Source organism: Acidovorax sp. SUPP3334 (assembly GCF_030159055.1).
Classification (GTDB): Bacteria; Pseudomonadota; Gammaproteobacteria; order Burkholderiales; family Burkholderiaceae_C; genus Paracidovorax.
In genome coordinates, this window is the sequence record NZ_BQXQ01000032.1 from 30,578 (window position 1) to 48,228 (window position 17,651).

At 61.4% G+C, this 17,651-nt stretch carries 15 protein-coding genes and 2 pseudogenes; 5 read left to right on the top strand and 12 right to left on the bottom strand.

From position 1 onward, the window contains the following. Nucleotides 1-26 precede the first annotated feature (26 nt). Entirely contained in the window at nucleotides 27-728 is a 702-nt protein-coding gene (locus AVHM3334_RS17415) for a hypothetical protein (protein WP_284414377.1), read from the bottom strand. Here AVHM3334_RS17415 and AVHM3334_RS17420 point away from each other — a divergent pair. Next, nucleotides 720-1,226 carry a TetR-like C-terminal domain-containing protein gene (locus AVHM3334_RS17420; RefSeq protein ID WP_284414379.1) on the top strand — a complete coding sequence of 169 codons (507 nt, stop codon included), beginning with the start codon at nucleotides 720-722 and terminating at the stop codon, nucleotides 1,224-1,226. The genes AVHM3334_RS17415 and AVHM3334_RS17420 overlap by 9 nt on opposite strands. Here the strand turns inward: AVHM3334_RS17420 and AVHM3334_RS17425 are convergent. After that, nucleotides 1,208-1,804 carry a MarR family winged helix-turn-helix transcriptional regulator gene (locus AVHM3334_RS17425; protein ID WP_284414380.1) on the bottom strand — a complete coding sequence of 199 codons (597 nt, stop codon included), beginning with the start codon at nucleotides 1,802-1,804 and terminating at the stop codon, nucleotides 1,208-1,210. The genes AVHM3334_RS17420 and AVHM3334_RS17425 overlap by 19 nt on opposite strands. Before the next feature lie 56 nt (nucleotides 1,805-1,860). Here AVHM3334_RS17425 and AVHM3334_RS17430 point away from each other — a divergent pair, with 56 nt between their 5' ends. Beyond that, nucleotides 1,861-2,661, top strand: a complete 801-nt coding sequence (locus tag AVHM3334_RS17430; protein ID WP_284414382.1) for an SDR family NAD(P)-dependent oxidoreductase — start codon at nucleotides 1,861-1,863, stop codon at nucleotides 2,659-2,661. 57 nt (nucleotides 2,662-2,718) lie between these two features. After that, nucleotides 2,719-3,795 (top strand): alkene reductase, encoded by a 1,077-nt coding sequence (locus AVHM3334_RS17435; protein ID WP_284414384.1) that lies wholly within the window; start codon nucleotides 2,719-2,721, stop codon nucleotides 3,793-3,795. 67 nt (nucleotides 3,796-3,862) lie between these two features. Here AVHM3334_RS17435 and AVHM3334_RS17440 read toward each other — a convergent pair whose 3' ends face one another. Both AVHM3334_RS17440 and AVHM3334_RS24070 read right to left on the bottom strand, forming a co-directional pair. Then, entirely contained in the window at nucleotides 3,863-4,816 is a 954-nt protein-coding gene (locus AVHM3334_RS17440) for a class I SAM-dependent methyltransferase (RefSeq protein ID WP_284414386.1), read from the bottom strand. A gap of 286 nt (nucleotides 4,817-5,102) precedes the next feature. Further along, nucleotides 5,103-5,285 (bottom strand): annotated as a pseudogene (locus AVHM3334_RS24070) (tripartite tricarboxylate transporter substrate binding protein); the annotation flags it as partial. A 337-nt stretch (nucleotides 5,286-5,622) separates the two neighbouring features. Here AVHM3334_RS24070 and AVHM3334_RS17450 point away from each other — a divergent pair. Together AVHM3334_RS17450 and AVHM3334_RS17455 are read left to right on the top strand one after the other, a co-directional pair. Then, on the top strand, nucleotides 5,623-6,483 hold the full coding sequence (locus AVHM3334_RS17450) for a DUF2167 domain-containing protein (protein ID WP_284414389.1): 861 nt from the start codon (nucleotides 5,623-5,625) through the stop codon (nucleotides 6,481-6,483). Between the two features lie 16 nt (nucleotides 6,484-6,499). Beyond that, complete coding sequence (locus AVHM3334_RS17455) at nucleotides 6,500-7,282, top strand: hypothetical protein (protein WP_284414391.1); 783 nt, start codon at nucleotides 6,500-6,502, stop codon at nucleotides 7,280-7,282. Between the two features lie 137 nt (nucleotides 7,283-7,419). On the opposite strand, the pseudogene AVHM3334_RS17460 reads toward AVHM3334_RS17455, so the two are convergent. The 8 genes and pseudogenes from AVHM3334_RS17460 to AVHM3334_RS17495 all read right to left on the bottom strand — a co-directional run bounded on the left by AVHM3334_RS17460 (nucleotide 7,420) and on the right by AVHM3334_RS17495 (nucleotide 17,546). Continuing rightward, a pseudogene (locus tag AVHM3334_RS17460) lies at nucleotides 7,420-9,041 on the bottom strand (type I restriction-modification system subunit M). 34 nt (nucleotides 9,042-9,075) lie between these two features. Continuing rightward, on the bottom strand, nucleotides 9,076-10,101 hold the full coding sequence (locus AVHM3334_RS17465) for a UPF0149 family protein (RefSeq protein ID WP_284414393.1): 1,026 nt from the start codon (nucleotides 10,099-10,101) through the stop codon (nucleotides 9,076-9,078). Beyond that, nucleotides 10,094-10,219, bottom strand: a complete 126-nt coding sequence (locus AVHM3334_RS17470) for a hypothetical protein (RefSeq protein ID WP_284414395.1) — start codon at nucleotides 10,217-10,219, stop codon at nucleotides 10,094-10,096. Before AVHM3334_RS17470 ends, AVHM3334_RS17465 begins: the two co-directional genes overlap by 8 nt. Next, entirely contained in the window at nucleotides 10,216-11,217 is a 1,002-nt protein-coding gene (locus tag AVHM3334_RS17475) for a virulence RhuM family protein (RefSeq protein WP_284414397.1), read from the bottom strand. The genes AVHM3334_RS17470 and AVHM3334_RS17475 overlap by 4 nt, the downstream gene beginning before the upstream one ends. Further along, the gene (locus AVHM3334_RS17480; RefSeq protein WP_284414399.1) at nucleotides 11,214-12,353 is read right to left on the bottom strand and encodes an AAA family ATPase; all 1,140 of its coding nucleotides are present in this window, start codon (nucleotides 12,351-12,353) and stop codon (nucleotides 11,214-11,216) included. Before AVHM3334_RS17480 ends, AVHM3334_RS17475 begins: the two co-directional genes overlap by 4 nt. After that, complete coding sequence (locus AVHM3334_RS17485; protein ID WP_284414401.1) at nucleotides 12,350-13,594, bottom strand: restriction endonuclease subunit S; 1,245 nt, start codon at nucleotides 13,592-13,594, stop codon at nucleotides 12,350-12,352. The genes AVHM3334_RS17480 and AVHM3334_RS17485 overlap by 4 nt, the downstream gene beginning before the upstream one ends. Further along, on the bottom strand, nucleotides 13,591-14,436 hold the full coding sequence (dinD, locus tag AVHM3334_RS17490; RefSeq protein WP_284414403.1) for a DNA damage-inducible protein D: 846 nt from the start codon (nucleotides 14,434-14,436) through the stop codon (nucleotides 13,591-13,593). Before dinD ends, AVHM3334_RS17485 begins: the two co-directional genes overlap by 4 nt. Nucleotides 14,437-14,453: 17 nt before the next feature. Continuing rightward, nucleotides 14,454-17,546 (bottom strand): type I restriction endonuclease subunit R, encoded by a 3,093-nt coding sequence (locus AVHM3334_RS17495; RefSeq protein ID WP_284414405.1) that lies wholly within the window; start codon nucleotides 17,544-17,546, stop codon nucleotides 14,454-14,456. Between the last annotated feature and the right edge of the window lie 105 nt (nucleotides 17,547-17,651).

Below are 17,651 nucleotides of genomic sequence, written 5' to 3' on the forward strand. Positions count from 1 at the left end.
GAAATACCCACGGAAAAAGAACCTCGTCAGTTCTGAAGCGCTAACTGTATCTTCTGGCGAGAAAAAATGGTTACCCCCCCGAAAGACCGCACAAAAACCCACGCGACGAAAGCGCCATAAATCGCGGCGATGCAGAGAACGGTGCCCCTTCGCAATGGATACCACCGAGCCACTGCCCACGCGGCCAGCGGCACGGCATGCATGGCGTGCGTCGCAAAAAAGTGCGGAACGCGCAGGTCTCCCGGGTTACCCAGCCCGCCCAGGATCGGCCAGGCTGCGGCGCCTTCGCCCGCAGCGCCGATGCGGTGGCTGCCCAACACGGCCATGGTGCCGGCCGTTGCCAGCGTCAGCACCCCCGTCATCAGCAAGCCGATGACGATCGCTTCGCGAATGCCGCCCTGGATCGGCCGCTGGCCCGGATGGCGCGCCAGGCCCATGGCAACCAGCGGGGCCATGGCCAGCAGTGCGAGGGAGCCGACGCCCATCACCGCATACAACGCCCCGTCGAACGCCGTGGCCGCGTTGAAATGCGAGCCCACTCCCCGTGCAGACTGCAAGGTGATGATGGTCTGTTCCACCACGATGGCTGACGATCCCGCCAAGATGGGCCAGCGAAAGGCGCCCGTTTTGCGCCACGCCGGGTCGATGTACGCGCAAAACGCGGCCAGACTGAGCAGATAGACCGCAAACCACTGCGCGGCACCGCCAGGCGCGCGGGCGTGAGCCACGCGGCGCCTGCGCACCACTTCGTCAATACCGAGGCGCTCTTGTATGCACTGGCATTGCGGGGCTTCTCGGAACTCTCCGAAGCGATGGAGCGCGGGATGGAGCAGGCCGCCCCGAACCCCCGCGCCAGGTTGTCCGCGACCGGCAAAGCCTATGTGGCGTTCGCCCTGGCGAATCCCCAGCTGTTCAGGTTGATGTTCTTCGGCAAGCGACCCCTGCAGTTGCCCTTACCCGAAACGCCAGGCCACGGCCCTTCGGCAAATCCGCTGGGGCTTTTGCATTCCTGCATCGAGGCCGCGTTGGGCCCTGCCGCTTCGCCGCTCGATGTGGCAACCGCCGTGGCATCGAGCTGGGGCTTGGTTCACGGCCTGTCCCACCTTTTGATCGAAGAGGCTGCGGGCTTTTTGCAGCCCTTGGCGTTGAGCGACCGGCTGCAGATCACCGACCGGGCCATCGACCAATTGGCGGCCGGCCTTTCGCGTCAATTCTCTGACTTGTAGGCCGCCAGAAACGCGTCGGAGGCCACCTGGTCGGCCAGGGCCCTCAGGCTAGCAGCCGATGCCGAGCCCAGCACCGCCTCGACCCGCTCATTGGCGGCTGCCCAGCGCCCGACCGCTTCCGCCAGCAACTGCTTGCCCCGTGCGGTGAGCACGCCGTGCTTGGTGCGCCGGTCCTGCGCGTCCTGGCGCAACTCGACGATGCCGTCGCGCACCAGCGGCCTCAAGGCGTGCGTCAACGCCGATAACTGAATGGCGAGGCGATTCGCGAGGTCCTGCAAGGTCGGCCCTTGCGCGTCGGCGCTCTTGAACTTGCCGATCTCGACGATCAGGGCGAGCTGGGTCGCTTTCAGGTTCAGCGGCGCAAGCGCTTCGTCGTAAAGCTGCCCCAATCTTCGGGCGGCCAGGCGCACCGATGTGTTCGTACAGATCTGCACGCCACTCATGGCCGTGGCATCTGCAATCGCTTGCTGCAGCGCGCAGTCGGAACCGGCTTCCGCAACCACAGGGGTTTTCATAATTCCCACACTTTCCGAATGGTTGAGCGCTGCACCATTTTTGGCGCACCATCGTTCAACCATACATTTGAGCCCTCAACTGAATTGGTTGAGCACTCAATTTTATTGAAGAACACTTGATGCCCCATCCCAATTCCAACAAAGTCGCATTGATCACCGGGGCTTCTTCGGGCATCGGCGCGGTCTATGCCGACCGGCTTGCCGCGCGTGGATACGATCTTATTCTGGTCGCCCGGCGTGCCGACCGCCTGAAAGCACTCAGCGAGCGGATCGCCAAAACCCATGGGGTGCAGGCGGAAGCCGTGGTGGCGGACCTGCGCGACACCGCGGACCTGGCGCGTGTCGAAGCCATCCTGTCCGCCAACGAGCGTCTGCACCTTCTGGTGAACAACGCCGGAATCGCCCGACTGGGGCCGGTCGCGCAGCGGTCCGCCGAAGACGCGTTGTCCCAGATCACGCTCAACATCACCGCCCTGACGCGGCTGACCCAGGCGGTGCTCCCGGCATTCATCGCGAGAAAACAGGGCGTGATCATCAACATCGCCTCCGTGCTGGGCATTCATGCGCTGCCCGTCAGCGCCGTGTACGGCGGCACCAAGGCCTTCGTCCTGCAGTACAGCAGGGGCCTGCAGCAAGAACTCGCAGGCACCGGGGTCAAGGTTCAGCTGGTCTTGCCGGCATCCACCGCCACCGAGATCTGGGACCTGTCGGGCGTGCCGCTCGCAGCCCTCGACAAAGACGCCCTGATGACCACCGAACATCTGGTCGATGCCGCTCTCGCAGGGCTGGACCAGGGCGAAACCATCACCTGGCCGTCGGTCGCCGACATGGGCCTGTGGGACAAGTACGAAGCAGCCCGCGCGGAGCTGTTCGCCAGCACCCAGGTGGGCACGCCAGCCCCTCGCTACAACGTCATTTGACGCCACGCACTGCCCCCTCGCCTTTTCGTTTTCTCCTCACTCCTTTCAGGACAGACCATGCTCTTCGACGCCTTTCACCTGCGTAAAACACCGCTTGCCAACCGCGTGGTGATGTCGCCGCTCACGCGCAGCCGGGCCGTGGACAACAACACGCCCAACACCCTCATGGCGACCTACTACGCACAGCGTGCCACGGCCGGTCTCATCATCACGGAAGGCACTTCGCCATCGCCCAACGGCCTGGGCTACGCACGGATTCCCGGCCTGTTCAACGACGCCCACGTGCAAGGCTGGAAGCTGGTCACGGATGCGGTGCATGCCAAGGGCGGCAAGATCGTCGTGCAACTGATGCACACCGGCCGCGTGGCCCACCGGGCCAATCTGCCCGCGGGCGCCGAAGTGCTGAGCGCCAGCGCGGATGTCTGCCCTGGCGAGATGTGGACCGACACCCAAGGCAGCCAGCCGCACACCGCCCCCCGCGCCATGACCGGAGCCGAGATCCAGGCCGTGATCGGAGAATACGCCACGGCGGCGCGCCTGGCCATCGAAGCGGGCTTCGACGGCATCGAGCTGCACGCGGCCAACGGCTATTTGCTGGAGCAATTCCTGAATGCGAACATCAACCGCCGCACGGACGGCTACGGCAAAACGGCCGAAGGCCGCAACCGGCTGGTGCTCGAAGTCGCACGCGCCGCCGCCAAGGAAATCGGCGCGGATCGTGTGGGCATTCGACTGTCGCCCCACGGCGTGGTCAACAGCGCCGGAGCGTTCGACGGTGTGGACGAACAATACCTGGCGCTGGTGAAGTCGCTTTCAGCGCTCGGCCTTATGTACGTCCATGTCCTGGACCACTCGGCCATGGGCACGCCGCCCGTTCCCGCCCAGCTGAAAACGGACCTGAGAGCCGCCTTCGACGGCCCGTTCATCCTCGCTGGCGGACTCGGCAAAGCCAGCGCACAGCAGGCGCTGACCGAAGGCCGCGCGGACCTGACCGCCTTCGGCCGCGCCTTCATCGCCAATCCGGACCTGGTGGAGAGAATGCGCAAGGGCGCGCCTTTGAACGCACCGTCGCCCGCCACGTTCTACACGCCGGGCGCCGAGGGCTACACGGACTACCCGACGCTGGCCGCCTAGGCAGAGGGCCGGCGCTGCCAGGCCACGGGCGCCGGGCGATCCTGGCCGCTGCCTCGACCCGGCCGGCCTACAAGTCCGGCGCCCGGTAGACCAGCACCTTGAGCGCCCGCTCCTCCTGCACATCCGCGAACGCCGGCGGATTGGCCACGCGCGCGACGAACGCCAGCTCGGGCGCCAGTTCCTGCATCTGCCCTTGCAGGAAATCGGTGCCCAGTTCCGGCGCGTTCAAACACAGCAGCGCGTGGCCGCCCGGCGCCAGCAGATCGGGCAGGCGCCGCATCAGCCGGGCATAGTCCTTGGTCGCGACGAAGCTGCCTTTCTGGTAGCTGGGCGGGTCCACGATCACCACGCCGTAGGGCCCGCCGCGCGTGATCTTTCCCCAGGTGCTGAAGATGTCGTGCGCCAGAAAGCTCGCGCCGCTGGCCAAGCCGTTGAGCTGGTGGTTCTGCTGCCCGATGGCGATGGCGCCATGGGCCATGTCGACATTCATCACGTGCCGGGCGCCGGCCTGCAGGGCCGCCACCGAGAATGCGCAGGTGTAGGCGAACAGGTTCAACACCTTGGCGCCGCGCGGCTCGCGCGCCCTGTCGGCCGCCAGGTGCTCACGCACCCATCGCCGCCCCTCGGCCATGTCCAGAAACAGGCCATGGTTCTGCCCTTTCAGCACATGCACGCGAAAGCGCGCTCCGTGCTCGGTCACCACGTGGGGGTCGGGCACGCTGCCCGCCATCAGCCGCGTCTCGGTACGGCCCTGCACGCGCATCTGCTCGTGGCGGCACTGGAACACCCAGTTCAAGGGCTCGCCCGGAGCGATCAGCGCCCAGCGGCTCTGCAGCGCCTCGCCGATGGTGGCGAGTGCTTCGTCGCCCACGGGCTCGAAGCTCGTGAGCACGAAGACCGGTGGGTAAGCGTCCAGCGACCACTGTTCGCAGCCGGGAAACAAGCCGCCGCGGCCATGGAAGATGCGCTGGGCATCGGTGGGAACCGCCATCGCGGCGATGGCATCGAGCAAAGGTTGCATGGCGGAATTGTGGCAAAAATCCAAGCCAAAATGCCTGTCCGCGCATATTTAACTAGGGCATATAGCTATTAATTCCATAGCATCCGTGGTCGCCGTGCAATCCGCACTCTTTGCCCGCGGCTCAACCTCCGTGCGCTCAATCCACCGACGCGCCGGACTGCTTGACCGCCTTGCCCCACTCCACGATCTCGCTGGCGACGAACTGGTCCATCGCCTCGGGCGTGCTGGGCGCGGGCTCCGAACCCCGGTCGCGCATGAATTTCTGCATGTCGGCGCTTCCCAGAATGTCCACCACCATCGGCTGACCGAGGCGGGCTCCGAGCTTTTCGGCCAGCGCCCGGGCGAAGATGTCGGTCGCCTGGCCGGGCGGGAACGGAACCACGAGCGTGATGGGCTTGTCGGGCCAGGCCGCCATGGCAGCGCTGGACAGGGCCAGCAAAGCGGCCGGCACGCAAAACTTCAATCGCATGGGAAATGTCTCCTCGTTGTTGACGGGCTGGCCCCGCAGCGGGGCAGCGAAAGCGCCGCGCCGCGCCGCGCCGTGCTGCGCCGTGCTGCGCCGTGCTGCGCCGCGCGAAGCCGCAACCCATGATAGGCCGCACCCCACCGCCGCCAGGAGCGTCTTTCGCCCCGAATTGGCCACCTTCCATTCCACGAAACCATCGTCGCCTGCTGCCACCGGGGCATCCCACGCACCGGGTGCAGTCACGCTGCGCCCGGGCCAGAGAGAGGTGTCCGCTGAAAGCCATGGGCTGGCGGAAGGCCTGCGCGCAACCTCCAAAAACCAATTCATAACAGAGTTAGAAATGATCAAGTCATTGGCTACGGCCATCATCGGCATCAGCATGTCCGTGGGCGTCTGGGCCCAAGGCGCCGAATCGCAGCGCCAGGAAAAAATCGCCGAACAGGTGAAAGCCCTGCACTGGATCGACCAGGGCCAGGGAACCATCGGCAGCAACGCCACCATCAAGATTCCAAAAGGCTATGCCTTCCTCGACGACAAGGACACGGCGAAGCTGCTGGAGCTGTACGGCAATCCGCCCACGCCCCACCACTACCTGATCGCCCCCCGCTCGCTGGACTGGTTCGCCGTGTTCTCGTTCGACGACACGGGCTACATCAAGGACGACGAAAAGATCGACGCGCCCGAGTTGCTCTCCTCCATCAAGGCCGCCGATGTGGAAGGCAACAAGCAGCGCAAGAAGCTGGGCATGGAAGCCCTGTACACCGAAGGCTGGCAGGTCGAGCCGCATTACGACTCGCAAAGCAAGCGCCTGGAATGGGGCCTGCGCCTGCGCGATGAAAGCGGCCACCGGGCCGTCAACTACACCTCGCGCATTCTGGGCCGCACGGGTGTGATGAGCGCCATCCTCGTGTCCGACCCGCAGAGCCTGACCCAGGACACCGAGCAATTCAAGCAGGTGCTCACGGGCTTCAACTACAACAGTGGCCAGACCTATTCCGAGTTCAAGAACGGCGACAAACTCGCCAAGATCGGCCTGGGTGCGCTGGTGCTGGGCGGCGCGGCCGCCGTGGCCACCAAGAAGGGGCTGTGGACGATCATCGGCGGCTTCATCGCCGCATTCTGGAAGTTCCTGCTCGTCGGCGTGGCCGCCTTCTTCGGCGCCATCGGCAAGCTCTTCGGCCGGGGCAAGAAGGAAGCCTGAGGCTGCGCGGTACCCCGTGTTCCTTCCCATCGGCCCCGAAGCGCAGGTGATGCTCGCCATCTGCGCGTTCTACCTGTACGACGCCTGCGTGCCGCTCTCGGCGGACGCCGGCCAACTGCACCCCGGCCGTTCGGGTTGGCACGGCCTGCTGGCCGGGCAGGCTTTCGAGGTCCGCTGGGCCTACCTGGCCTGGCCGGCGCTGCTGCAGCCGCACCGGCCGGTGTACCGGCTGCGCTGGGACCCGGCACAGGTGCAATTGCCCGGCAATGCAGAGGCCGTTCAGGCACTGCAGGCGCATGCCGCGAGCTTCAGCGGCTTCGCCGTGCCGCTTTACGCGCTCGGCATCGTGCTGTTCGCGCTGCTGCCGGCAGCCCTTTTCGTGTGGCCCAGCGATGCGGCTCAGTTGGCCGTCCTCGGGCTGATCTACGGCTTTGCGCTCTGGATCGCGGTGCTGGCCAGGCGGCACGCACGACGCGGCCACACGCCGCGGCGGACCGCGAACTCAGTGGCGATGCAGGCGGTGCTGTGCCCGCCCTTCGCCCTCAATGCGGTCCGCAAGCTGTCGCTGGCCTGCTCGCCATCGTGCGATGCGCTGGCGGCCGCCCATCGTTTGATGGCGCCGCAGGCATGGCACGCGCTGGCAGCGCACGCGCAGACGGTCGTCGATGCCCAACTCGAAGATGCCTTGGCAGACGGTCTCGATGGACCGCTGGTTCAGCGCATCAAGGCATCCGGTGACCGACTGCGGGACTGGCGCAATCGCAAACATCGGCTTGGCATCGATGCACACGAGGCCTGATCCGCACGGCCGAGGCGGTCAAGCAGAAAGCCTTCAGGGTCCACCGATTCGCCAGGGGCCCAACCGTTGGCAATGTTCCCAGGTCTCGCATTGCCGATAGAAAAGGCCGGCGGCTGCGTGAGTCGGCGCCGTAACGGCTACGGCAAAAGACTCAACCCCAGCTCTTTCAAGAAAGCATTGTGTTTCTGCTTGGCCGCTGCGATGGCTTTCTCGATTTCCACCAATTCGGCGTGTGTTGCCGCCAAGTCAATCTCCGCCTCGCCCACCGCCGTGCTGATGTAGCGCGAAATATTCAGGTTGAAGTCGTTCTTCTCGATCTCGGCCATCTCCACGCGGCGCGCGTACCGCGTCTCTTCCTCGCGGAACTGGTAGGTCTTGATGATCTTGTCGATGTGGTCCTGCGTCAGCTGGTTCTGGCGCTTGCCTTTGACGAAGTGCTCCGGGCCGCTGGCATTGATGAACAGCACGTCGTCCGGCTTCTTGCACTTCTTCAGCACCAGGATGCACACCGGAATGCCGGTGGAATAGAACAGGTTGGCGGGCAGGCCGATCACCGTGTCGATGTGCCCGTCCTTCAGCAGCTTGGTGCGGATGCGCTCCTCGGCCCCGCCCCGGAACAGCACGCCGTGCGGCAGGATGATGGCCATCACGCCCTCGTCCTTCAGAAAGTGAAAGCCGTGCAGCAGAAAGGCGAAGTCGGCCGCCGACTTGGGTGCCATGCCGTGGTTCTTGAAGCGCACGTCTTCGGCCAGCGCATCCGTGGGGTCCCAGCGGTAGCTGAACGGCGGGTTGGCCACGATGGCGTCGAAGCTCGGCTTCTTGGCCGGGTTCAGCTCGCGCAGCATGTCCCAGTCGTTGGTCAGCGTGTCGCCGTGGTAGATCTCGAACTCGGTGTCCTTCACCCCATGCAACAGCATGTTCATGCGTGCCAGGTTGTAGGTGGTGATGTTCTTTTCCTGGCCGTGGATCTTGCCGATGTCCCCGCCCGCCTGCTTCATCCTCTTGCGGATGTTCAGCAACAGCGAACCCGAGCCGCAGGCGAAATCCATCACGCTGTCGAGACGCGGGCGCGCGCCCGTCCTGGGCTCCTGGCTGTCGAGCGTGACTATCGTGGAGAGGATGTCCGAGATCTGCTGCGGCGTATAGAACTCGCCGGCCTTCTTGCCCGAGCCGGCGGCAAACTGGCCGATCAGGTATTCATACGCATCGCCCAGCGCATCGATGTCGGTCGAAAAGTCGGCCAGCCCCTCCGCGATCTTCTGGATGACGGTGCAGAGCTTGGCATTGCGCTCGGTGTAGCCCTTGCCCAGCTTGGGCGAGCCCAGGTCGATCTCCGAAAACAGCCCGCCGAACGTGCTCTGGAACGACTGGGTTTCGATGTATTTGAAACCCTCCTGCAGCGTGTTCAGCAACCCCGCATGCTGCGTGTGCGCGCCATGTGGGCGATGCTGCTCCACAGGTGCTGCGGCTCGATCACGTAATGCACCTTGCGGCGCATCTGTTTTTCGAACGCAGGCACATCGGCCGCGTTGTCGGCATACCAGATGGCCAGCGGTGCACGGCGGTCTTCAGCCTTCGGCTTCGGATAATCCTTGCCCAGTTCCTTCTTGGCTGCGGTTTCGTAGTTGTCCGACAGATAGCGCAGGAACAGGAACGACAGCATGTAGTCGCGGAAATCGTCCGCGTCCATCGCGCCACGCAATTGGTCGGCAATGGCCCAGAGCGTCTTGCCCAGTTGTTTTTGGTTGTGGTCGGTCATTCGGCTCTTCGGCTCTTCAATAGGGTGCGTGGCGTCAATGCAGTTTCGAGGGTGCGCCACAGCACTTCTTGAACTTCTTGTCGCTGCCACAGGGGCACGGCTCGTTGCGGCCCACTTTGTGGCCCGAGCGCTGAAATGGCTGGCGCTCGCTGGCAGCATGCCGCACCGGCAGCCAAAAGGCGTGGATTTGCAACAGGCTGGGGCCAATATCGGCCGCCAGGGCATGGCGCTGCTGCGGGGTCCTGGTCAATGCATCCTGGTCGGCTGAAAACTCGCCCTCCCCCAACAAGCCGATCGGGCGATACCAGCGCTGACCCTCGGGGTCGCGCAGCAGTGGCTGCCATGCAGGCCGGTTGAGCTGGACCCCTTCGCAAAAGCCGTAGGCCCACATTTCGGCATCGTCGAACTCGCCATGGTCGGTGGCGCGAATTCCCCATATCGGCGAGAGCATGGGTGGCTGCGCCGCGAACCCCGAAACGATGCCGTTGTAGTGGCGCATGACCAAGCCCAGAAGGCGGTTGAAAGCGTCCAGACTGGGCATGGGCGGCATCATGGCATCGCCGTATCCCCACACTTTGGGCAGCCATTGGTCGGGATGGATGAACTCCGGCGCGATGGCAATGGCATGCAAGTAGCCATCGAGCGTGTCCAGCGTCATGCCCTCTTCGGTTTCCAGTTCATGCAACAGAAACTGGTCCAGCTCTGCCAGTTCTTCCTCGGTCAACGGAACGAACAAATCGTTGACGCCCAGTGGCGCCGGCGCAGCGCCCTGTTGCGCCAAGGCATGCAGTTGGTCGGGTGCCGCGTCTTGCGCCGCCTCGTGGGCATCGACGACAAATTTGCGAATGCCCTCGGACTCAATGGCCAGAAGCGCTGTTTCCAATGCCGCCTTGTCCGTCTCAAACGGGTCTTCCCACACGGTGGAGGTACCCAGTTCGTCCTCTACCTCCAGCACCCAGGGTGAATCAGAGCTGCGGTAGATCTGAATGTGCAGCGTGTGCCCGTCCGCACGGTAGGTCTGCGTCAGGGGCGAGTGGATGAGTTCAATCTCGTCAGTCATGGTTTTTCTGCGTTTTCTTCATGGAAGATTCTGCCGTCCTTGGGCCCAGCCATCGGCCGTTTCTCGCACCCGACTTCGCCATCGCGATGCCCGTGCGAAAAATGGTGACCACCGTCATGGTTTGGGGCGTTTCTTGATCGTGTTTTCCAGCGCCTTCAAGTCAACCTCGTCCTGCTGGTCGGCGCGCAGGGCTTCCTGGTGTTGGCGGCGCTGGTCGAAGTCCTGGTAAAGCGCCTCGGTTTTCCGTTCCATCTGCGCGTGGCTGATGCCGCCAGCGTTGGCCAGCAGCGGAAAGCCGTTGGAGCCGATGATCTGGCCCACGTTCTGCTGCCAGAAAGCCATGCGAATCTCCTGGCGGCTCTTGGTGCGCAGCTCTGCCGTTTCCAGAAAGATCACCACCAGCCGGTTCAGCGTGTCGATCTCGTCCTCGGTCAGGTAGTTCTTGGCGACCAGAATGTCCTGCTTGCGCACCTGCGCGCCCTTCCAGTTCAGCAGGCCGAAGTTCGGATCACTACTGTCAGCGCGGGCGGTGATGATCTCCGCCGCCGTCTTCTGCGTCACTGCGTACAGCAGCAGGTTCTGCACCGTGGCGAAGAACGTCTGCGTGGTCTGGTCGGTCTTGTCGTAGTCGCTGGAGAGCGCCAGCAGATCGCGCACCTTTTGGTAAAAGCGCTTTTCCGAGGCCCGAATGTCCCGGATGCGCGCCAGCATCTCGTCGAAGTAATCCGGGCGGCCATCCGGGTTCTTCAGCCGCTCGTCGTCCATCACGAAGCCCTTGACCAGAAACTCCTTGAGCACGGTGGACGCCCAGCGGCGGAACTGCACGCCGCGTGGCGAGCGCACGCGGTAGCCCACGGCGAGGATGGCGTCGAGGTTGTAGAGCTGCGTCTGGTAGCTCTTGCCGTCGGCGGCAGTGATCAAGGATTCCTTGACAACTGAATTCGCATCCAATTCGCCGTCTTCAAAGAGGTTTTTGAGGTGCAGCGAGATGTTTTGCTTGGTGGCGTCAAACAGCTCTGCCATTTCTAACTGTGTGAGCCGCACCGTGCCCAGGTCGGACCGCAGCTTGATCTGGCTGCGGCCGTCCTCGGTGATGTAGAGGATCAAATCAGTCATGCCATCGCAACCGGTTCCGGTGCTACCAGAGGCGTCGCATCCGGTGCGGGCGTATGCAAAACGAACTGATACTTTTCCTTCAGACCGGTAAAAATTTTCTCAAATGTCTTGAGCGAATCGGCGTTCAATTCATCCGATTCAAAGTAGTAGACCTTTTTGTGAGACAGGGTATTGACGATGGCGGCAACTTCATCCGCATCAACGATTCCTATCTGCTTTAAGACATAGCCAAACTGGCCCACATCAAGGAACGACGCCACATTTTCAAGAATCTGACGAAGCAGCGCGAAGTGATATGCCTTCACTGCACCAGTTGCATGCGCCTGATTCAGAACTTGGAGAAGGCGGAGGTGATACAAGAAGACATCCTTCTGGCAACTCTCCAGCGAGATTTCATTACCCTTGAGACTGAGTGTGCAGACTCGGGTCAGCTTCTTGAACTTTGAAGCCTTTTCTCCCTTTGTCAGCATGTCCGAAAGAATTGAAAAGAATCCAATGTGGTGCGTCGTGATAACGAACTTTCTCTTCTCATGATGCTCTTCGATCAGGTCGTAAATGGTCGACGCTGTGATGAAGATGTTGTGATCGTCCAAACTTGAGACGGGATCATCAATAAAAAAATGGGACGACTGTTTGTCCGCCCATCCTTCGACCTCGAAAAGCGCGAGAAAGAAGCACCAGACAAAAATCCGTTCCTCACCCCGTGAGATCTTGAATGGCACCTTAAAGATCTTGTTCGGATCAGTAGGATCAGCGACTTCATGAAAAAACATCACAGACTTGATGCCGTCCTCAGGGTTTGCGTGAGGAATAAAGTCAAACCGATAGTCAGGCCGGAATCGGTTGAGCTTGTCCCGAATGTCGTCCTCAGTGAGTGAACTGTGAAAGCGGTTTAGGCTGCTCTTTCGAATATCCAGTTGGATATTGACATCGCCGTTTTCAGAATCGTTGTCCCATACGAAGAGGTCTTCGCTGTAGGCGTTGTAATAAACCCCCGCATGTTCGCCGCTCTTGTACTTGGTGGCATTCTTGTAGGCAACAGACAGCCTGGTTTTGCCGGTCGCATTGAAAGCGTAAATGAGCGTGATCCGCTCTTTGGCCCCCTCAATTTCCTTGGCGATCAGTTCGTGGCTCACTTTTCCTCCTCCAGAGATGGGAACAGCTGCTGCATCAGCCCTTTCTTGTGGTTCTTGAGGGCTTCGAGCACTTGGGAATTGGTGAAGATCGTTTCGTCAAGTGACGACATGCAATCTGCAATGCGCTTCTGCTCTGGTAGATTGGGAACACTCAGCCCCACAGATGAAAACAGCGACTTATTGACTATAGGAACCGCCTGTTTCCCAGCAATATTGGCGATCTTGTCAGCAATGCCACTAATCGCGTAGTAAACAAAACCATCGGAGTTTTCGGCGCTTGGAACAACCGCATTGATCTGCTGATTGGTTGCGCATTCCTGTTTGTTTTGTGCAATTTTTCCAATCGTAGAACCAATGCAAACAAAAAAAATGCTGTTTGCCTTTATCGGACGAGTTTCAAGGAAGCCTAATTCGGTCAAAGTCGTCTTGGTCTTCTCGATAAATCTGTTGTCTGAGATGTCGGCCGGAGAAACGAAATGCCTGTCACCACCGTAGTATTCACTCTTGACGGTGCTGGGTGTGCTCCCGGTGACGATCTCACCAAGTTGTCCGATTGCTTTTGGCTCCCACGCCGCTGCATCCCGAAATTCAGGAAACCGCAGGCGGGGTTGGGTTTCGCCTTCGCGGGGGAAAAGCTGCTGCATCAGCCCTTTTTTATGGGTCTTGAGCGCGTCCACTTTGCGCGCTTGCGCGGCGATCAGTTCGTCCAAGGAACTCAGGCAATCGGCGATTTTTTTTTGCTCTGGCGAAGTTGGAAGCGCTATTGGAAATGATTGAAATGTTTCAGTATGGATACGCCGAGCCTTTCTACTCCCATCGGCGGTTTCCCCAAGTCTTTCATAAAATTCTTTGCGTTTGACGTATTCCAACAAGAACACTGGATCAAGCCCCTCAGAAATATCGAAGCACGGCAAATCCACCGTGGATTCATAGCCATCCAGATCGGGTGGAATTATGCCGAAAGCCTGATTCAAGAAGTCGAGCTTGCTATAAATGAATTGTCCAGAATTTCGCCGAAAATACTGCGTATTGATACTGCCTTGAATAGCTTCATTCTTTCCAAATACGCCATTTCCCCAAAGCTTTACTGTTAATTTCTTCGCGATGTCGCCCTTACTGCCAGGTAACCGACTTTCGGTGAGAAAGTCACCGATTTTTCTTTCTTTCCATTCAGCCGCCTGTTGAAACTCCGCAAACCGCAGCTTGGGCAGCGCGGCGCATTTTTCCGATTCGCTGCTCATTCGCTCCCCAATCTATCCGGCTTTTTCAGCACATTCTTTTCCGCCGACACCAGCCGCCTTTCGATTTTTTTCACATCTTCAGCAGGGGGCAAACTTTCTGGCCGGATTCCCCGGCTCAGTAGCGTTTTCCGCACCGCTTCGTTGTTGGTGACATGTTCGATTGAAATCTGGCGCTCGGTCAGCAGTTGCTGTGCGCGAGCGTTGTGGATGGTGATTTCGGTAGCGAAGTCTTTGGCTTTCAAAACGATGGTGGGCGCAAAGTCAGCCAGCGGGCGGCTGTCTGGCACCTTCCACTGCGCTTTCATGGCTTGGGTGCTTTTGCCGAACAAGGCGTGATCGCCTTTGGAGCGGATGAGCGCGAAATCTTGATTGCCGCCCGTTTGTTCGTAGATGACGCAGGAGAGCTCTTTTTCCGTGTCCGATAATTTTTTGCGGGCCACGACCCGCTCGGCCTCCAGCAAACGCTGTTCGATCAACTCGGCCTTGCGGGTTTGCATGGCGAAGTAGGTTTGGGCAAAAGCAATTTCCTGCTTTCGCGGGTCGCCGTTTTGCGCAATCAGGTAGCAGGCGTAGCGGGTGAGCATGACGTCGTCAATTTCGCGCTGCCCGCCCTTGCCGAGCTCGATCATTTTGTTGACGTCAACAAAATGATCGGTCACCCGGTGCCCGGACACTTCACAGGCGGTTTCGGCTTTGCTGACCGTTTTCAGGAAGTTGCGCCATTCGGCGTAACCCAGCAAGGTTTGCAAATCGCGCGCCAGCCAGTACTCCACGCCACTGTCGGCCTGCTGTGCATGGCCTTCGAACGACAAGGTCAGGCTGTGGATGAGTTCATTTTTCATGGATAGCGTTCCTTGGTTTACTGGTCATACGCACTCAACCCCGAAATGTCCCGCCCCTGCGCACGCTTTTGCAAGAGCGGCAGCAGTTCTTGCATCAGTGCCGTCTCAGCCTGCGCCCGCGCCTTCCACCCCAGCTCCAGCGGCGCCATCAGGTCGCTCAGCACCTCGCCATCAAAAATCATGCGCTGCAAGATGCCTTCCACAAAGGTCTGCAGCGCCGCTGGGACCAAGCCGTGCCGGGTGGCGATGCCTGCCAGCTCCGCAGCATCCTTCTCTTTCTTGAACCGGGTGTAGCCCTCGCGGATGGCCTGCTCGCTCAACCCCTCGCCGGTCTTCAAGGTGCCGATGTACGCGGCAATGTCGCCCTTCTCATTCATGAACTTGGCATCGCTCTGGATCAGGCCAATGAGTTCATCGCGGCCCATGGTCTGCTTCGCTCCCGGCCCCTGCTGCGTGTAGCGCGACATCAGGCCCATGATGTAGTCGTAGTCGATCACCGCGCTGGCGAACAGCACGAACTCGAAGTCGAGCTGGTCCACCGCAGCCTCTCCATCCTGGCCCTGGTCCGGGTCACCGCCCGCCGCGCCGCCCTTGTCCTGCTGGGCCTGCTGCTGCTTGAGGCGCTGGGCCGTCTCCAGGTACACGCCGCGAAAACCCTGCAGGTTCTCGGCGGGCAGGATCTGCTCGATGGCGGTGGCGTGGTCGGCAGTCAGGTCGGTGTACTGGTCCAGCTGGGTCTTCAGGCGCTGCACTTCCTTGAAGTTCTGAATGAAGGCCACGCGGGCGGCATCGCCCTTGAGCTGGGGCACGGCATCTGGCGTGCAGGCCAGCCCTTGCGACTGCATGAAGTCGGCCAGCTTCTGCACCGCCGCATCGAGCTTTTCGATGACGACGGGGGCCTTGTCCACCAGCCAGATCTTGCGGGCCTCGTCGCCCGACTTTTCGCCCGAGAACAGGGCGATGGCCGCATCCACGCTGGCCTGCTGCTGGCGAAAGTCGAGGATGTTGCCGTAGGGCTTGGTGCCGTTCAACACGCGGTTGGTGCGCGAGAACGCCTGGATCAGGCCGTGGTGCTTGAGGTTCTTGTCCACGTACAGCGTGTTGAGGTACTTGCTGTCGAAGCCGGTGAGCAGCATGTCCACCACGATGGTGATGTCGATCTTTTGCGCCGCCGGGTAGTCGGCGTTGGGCCACTGCTGGTCCTTGATGCGCTTTTGCACGTCCTGGTAGTACAGGTCGAACTCGCCGAGGGTGTGGTTGGTGGCGTAGCGGGCGTTGTACTGGGCCAGGATGGCCTTGAGGGCGGCTTTCTTGCCCTCGGGGTCTTGCTGGTTGTCGGTTTTTTCCTGTGGCAGGTCTTCCTGGATCTGCTTCACGTCGGCATCGCCTTCGGCGGGCGGCGAGAACACGCAGGCGATGTTCAAGGGCACGAAGGCCGGGTCGGCGGCCTGCCGCGCCGCCTGCAGTTCGCCGAACAGGCGGTGGTATTCGATGGCGTCGTTGATGCTGCCGGTGGCCAGCACGGCGTTGAAGCGGCGGCTGGCGGTGGCGGTGTCGTGCTTGGCCAGGATGGCCTCTGCGACGGCCTTCTTGGCCAGCGCCTCGCCGGGCTTGGGCGGGTTCTTGCCCTCGGGCTTGAAGTAGTCCACGTGGAAGCGCAGCACGTTGGCGTCTTCGATGGCGTGGGTGATGGTGTAGGCGTGCAGTTGCTGCTGGAACAGGTCTTGGGTGGTCCTGAGCTGACCCTCTTCGCCCTCGAACTGCTTGGCGGTGGCGTTGGCCTCGAAGATGGGCGTGCCGGTGAAGCCGAAGAGCTGCGCCTTGGGGAAGAACGCCTTGATGGCGTCGTGGTTGGCACCGAACTGCGAGCGATGGCATTCGTCGAAGATGAAGACGACGCGCTTTTTCTGCAGCGGTGCCAGTTGCTGCTTGAAGGTGGCCTTGCCCTCTTTCTTTTGCTGCTGGTTGCGCTTGCTGTTCTCGTCCAGCGCCAGGCCCAGCTTCTGGATGGTGGTGACGATGACCTTGTCGGCATGGTCGTCCGACAGCAGGCGGCGCACCAGCGTTGCGGTGTTGGTGTTCTCTTCGACGCAGCCTTCCTGGAAGCGGTTGAATTCCTCGCGGGTCTGGCGGTCCAGGTCCTTGCGGTCCACCACGAACAGGCATTTCTCGATGTCGGGGTTGTCTTTGAGCAGCGTCGAAGCCTTGAAGGACGTGAGCGTCTTGCCGCTGCCGGTGGTGTGCCAGATGAAGCCGTTGCCGCTGTTGTGGTGGATGCAGTCCACGATGTGCTTGACGGCATACACCTGGTAGGGCCGCATCATCAGTAGCTTCTGCTCGGCGGCCATCAGCACCATGTAGCGGCTGAGGGTCTGGCCCAACGTGCATTTGACGAGGAAGGTCTCGGCAAAGCTGTCGAGGTGGGTGATCTTGTGGTTGGCCTCGTCGGCGAACTGGTAGATGGGCAGGAACTGTTCGTCGGCGTTGAACGCGAAATGGCGCGCGTTGTTGTTGGCGAAGTAGTAGGTGCTGGTGCGGTTGCTGACGATGAAGATCTGCACAAAGCACAGCAGCGTCTTGCCGTAGCCGTTGCCGGGGTCGTTCTTGTAATCGACGATCTGCTCCATCGCCCGGCGCGGCTGGATGTTGAGCGTCTTCAGTTCGATCTGCACGCAGGGCACGCCGTTGATCAGGATGATCACGTCGAACCGGTGGTGGCTGTTGTCGGTGTTGACGCGCAACTGGTTGACCACCTCGAAGGTGTTCTTGCACCAGTCCTTGATGTTGACCAGCGTGTAGTTCAGCGGCGTGCCGTCTTCGCGCGTGAAGGCGTTGATGCTGCGCAGGGTGCGGGACGCGGTGAAGACGTCGGGAGTGACGATGTCGTCCAGCAGCCGCTTGAATTCGCCATCGGTCAGCGTGACCCGGTTCAGGGCATCGAACTTCTCGCGGAAGTTGCGTTCCAGCGCCGCGCGGTCGCGGATGTCGGGGCGGTACTCGTACTTGAGGCCCTGCAGCTTGCCGATGAAGCCGTATTCGATCTGCTGCTCTTTGACAGTGAGGCTTGGCGCGGTCGGCGCAGGGGCGTAACTGGAAGTGGATGGCGACATAAGTAGGGCGAGAGAAATATCGGCTGCCGTGTGGAGCGGCTCGGTGAATCCAAGGCAGCCCCGATTGTGACGACCTGACGCGCCGTTTCAACGGATGGCTCGCCC

Bases quoted from the DNA above. Each gene is read 5' to 3' on its own strand.
- AVHM3334_RS17425 (WP_284414380.1), bottom strand. From the start codon at position 1,804: ATGGTTGAACGATGGTGCGCCAAAAATGGTGCAGCGCTCAACCATTCG.
- AVHM3334_RS17440 (WP_284414386.1), bottom strand. From the start codon at position 4,816: ATGCAACCTTTGCTCGATGCCATCGCCGCGATGGCGGTTCCCACCGAT.
- AVHM3334_RS17485 (WP_284414401.1), bottom strand. From the start codon at position 13,594: ATGAGCAGCGAATCGGAAAAATGCGCCGCGCTGCCCAAGCTGCGGTTT.
- AVHM3334_RS17475 (WP_284414397.1), bottom strand. From the start codon at position 11,217: ATGACTGATTTGATCCTCTACATCACCGAGGACGGCCGCAGCCAGATC.
- AVHM3334_RS17465 (WP_284414393.1), bottom strand. From the start codon at position 10,101: ATGACTGACGAGATTGAACTCATCCACTCGCCCCTGACGCAGACCTAC.
- AVHM3334_RS17430 (WP_284414382.1), top strand. From the start codon at position 1,861: ATGCCCCATCCCAATTCCAACAAAGTCGCATTGATCACCGGGGCTTCT.
- dinD (WP_284414403.1), bottom strand. From the start codon at position 14,436: ATGAAAAATGAACTCATCCACAGCCTGACCTTGTCGTTCGAAGGCCAT.
- AVHM3334_RS17470 (WP_284414395.1), bottom strand. From the start codon at position 10,219: ATGACGGTGGTCACCATTTTTCGCACGGGCATCGCGATGGCGAAGTCG.
- AVHM3334_RS17450 (WP_284414389.1), top strand. From the start codon at position 5,623: ATGATCAAGTCATTGGCTACGGCCATCATCGGCATCAGCATGTCCGTG.
- AVHM3334_RS17435 (WP_284414384.1), top strand. From the start codon at position 2,719: ATGCTCTTCGACGCCTTTCACCTGCGTAAAACACCGCTTGCCAACCGC.
- AVHM3334_RS17495 (WP_284414405.1), bottom strand. From the start codon at position 17,546: ATGTCGCCATCCACTTCCAGTTACGCCCCTGCGCCGACCGCGCCAAGC.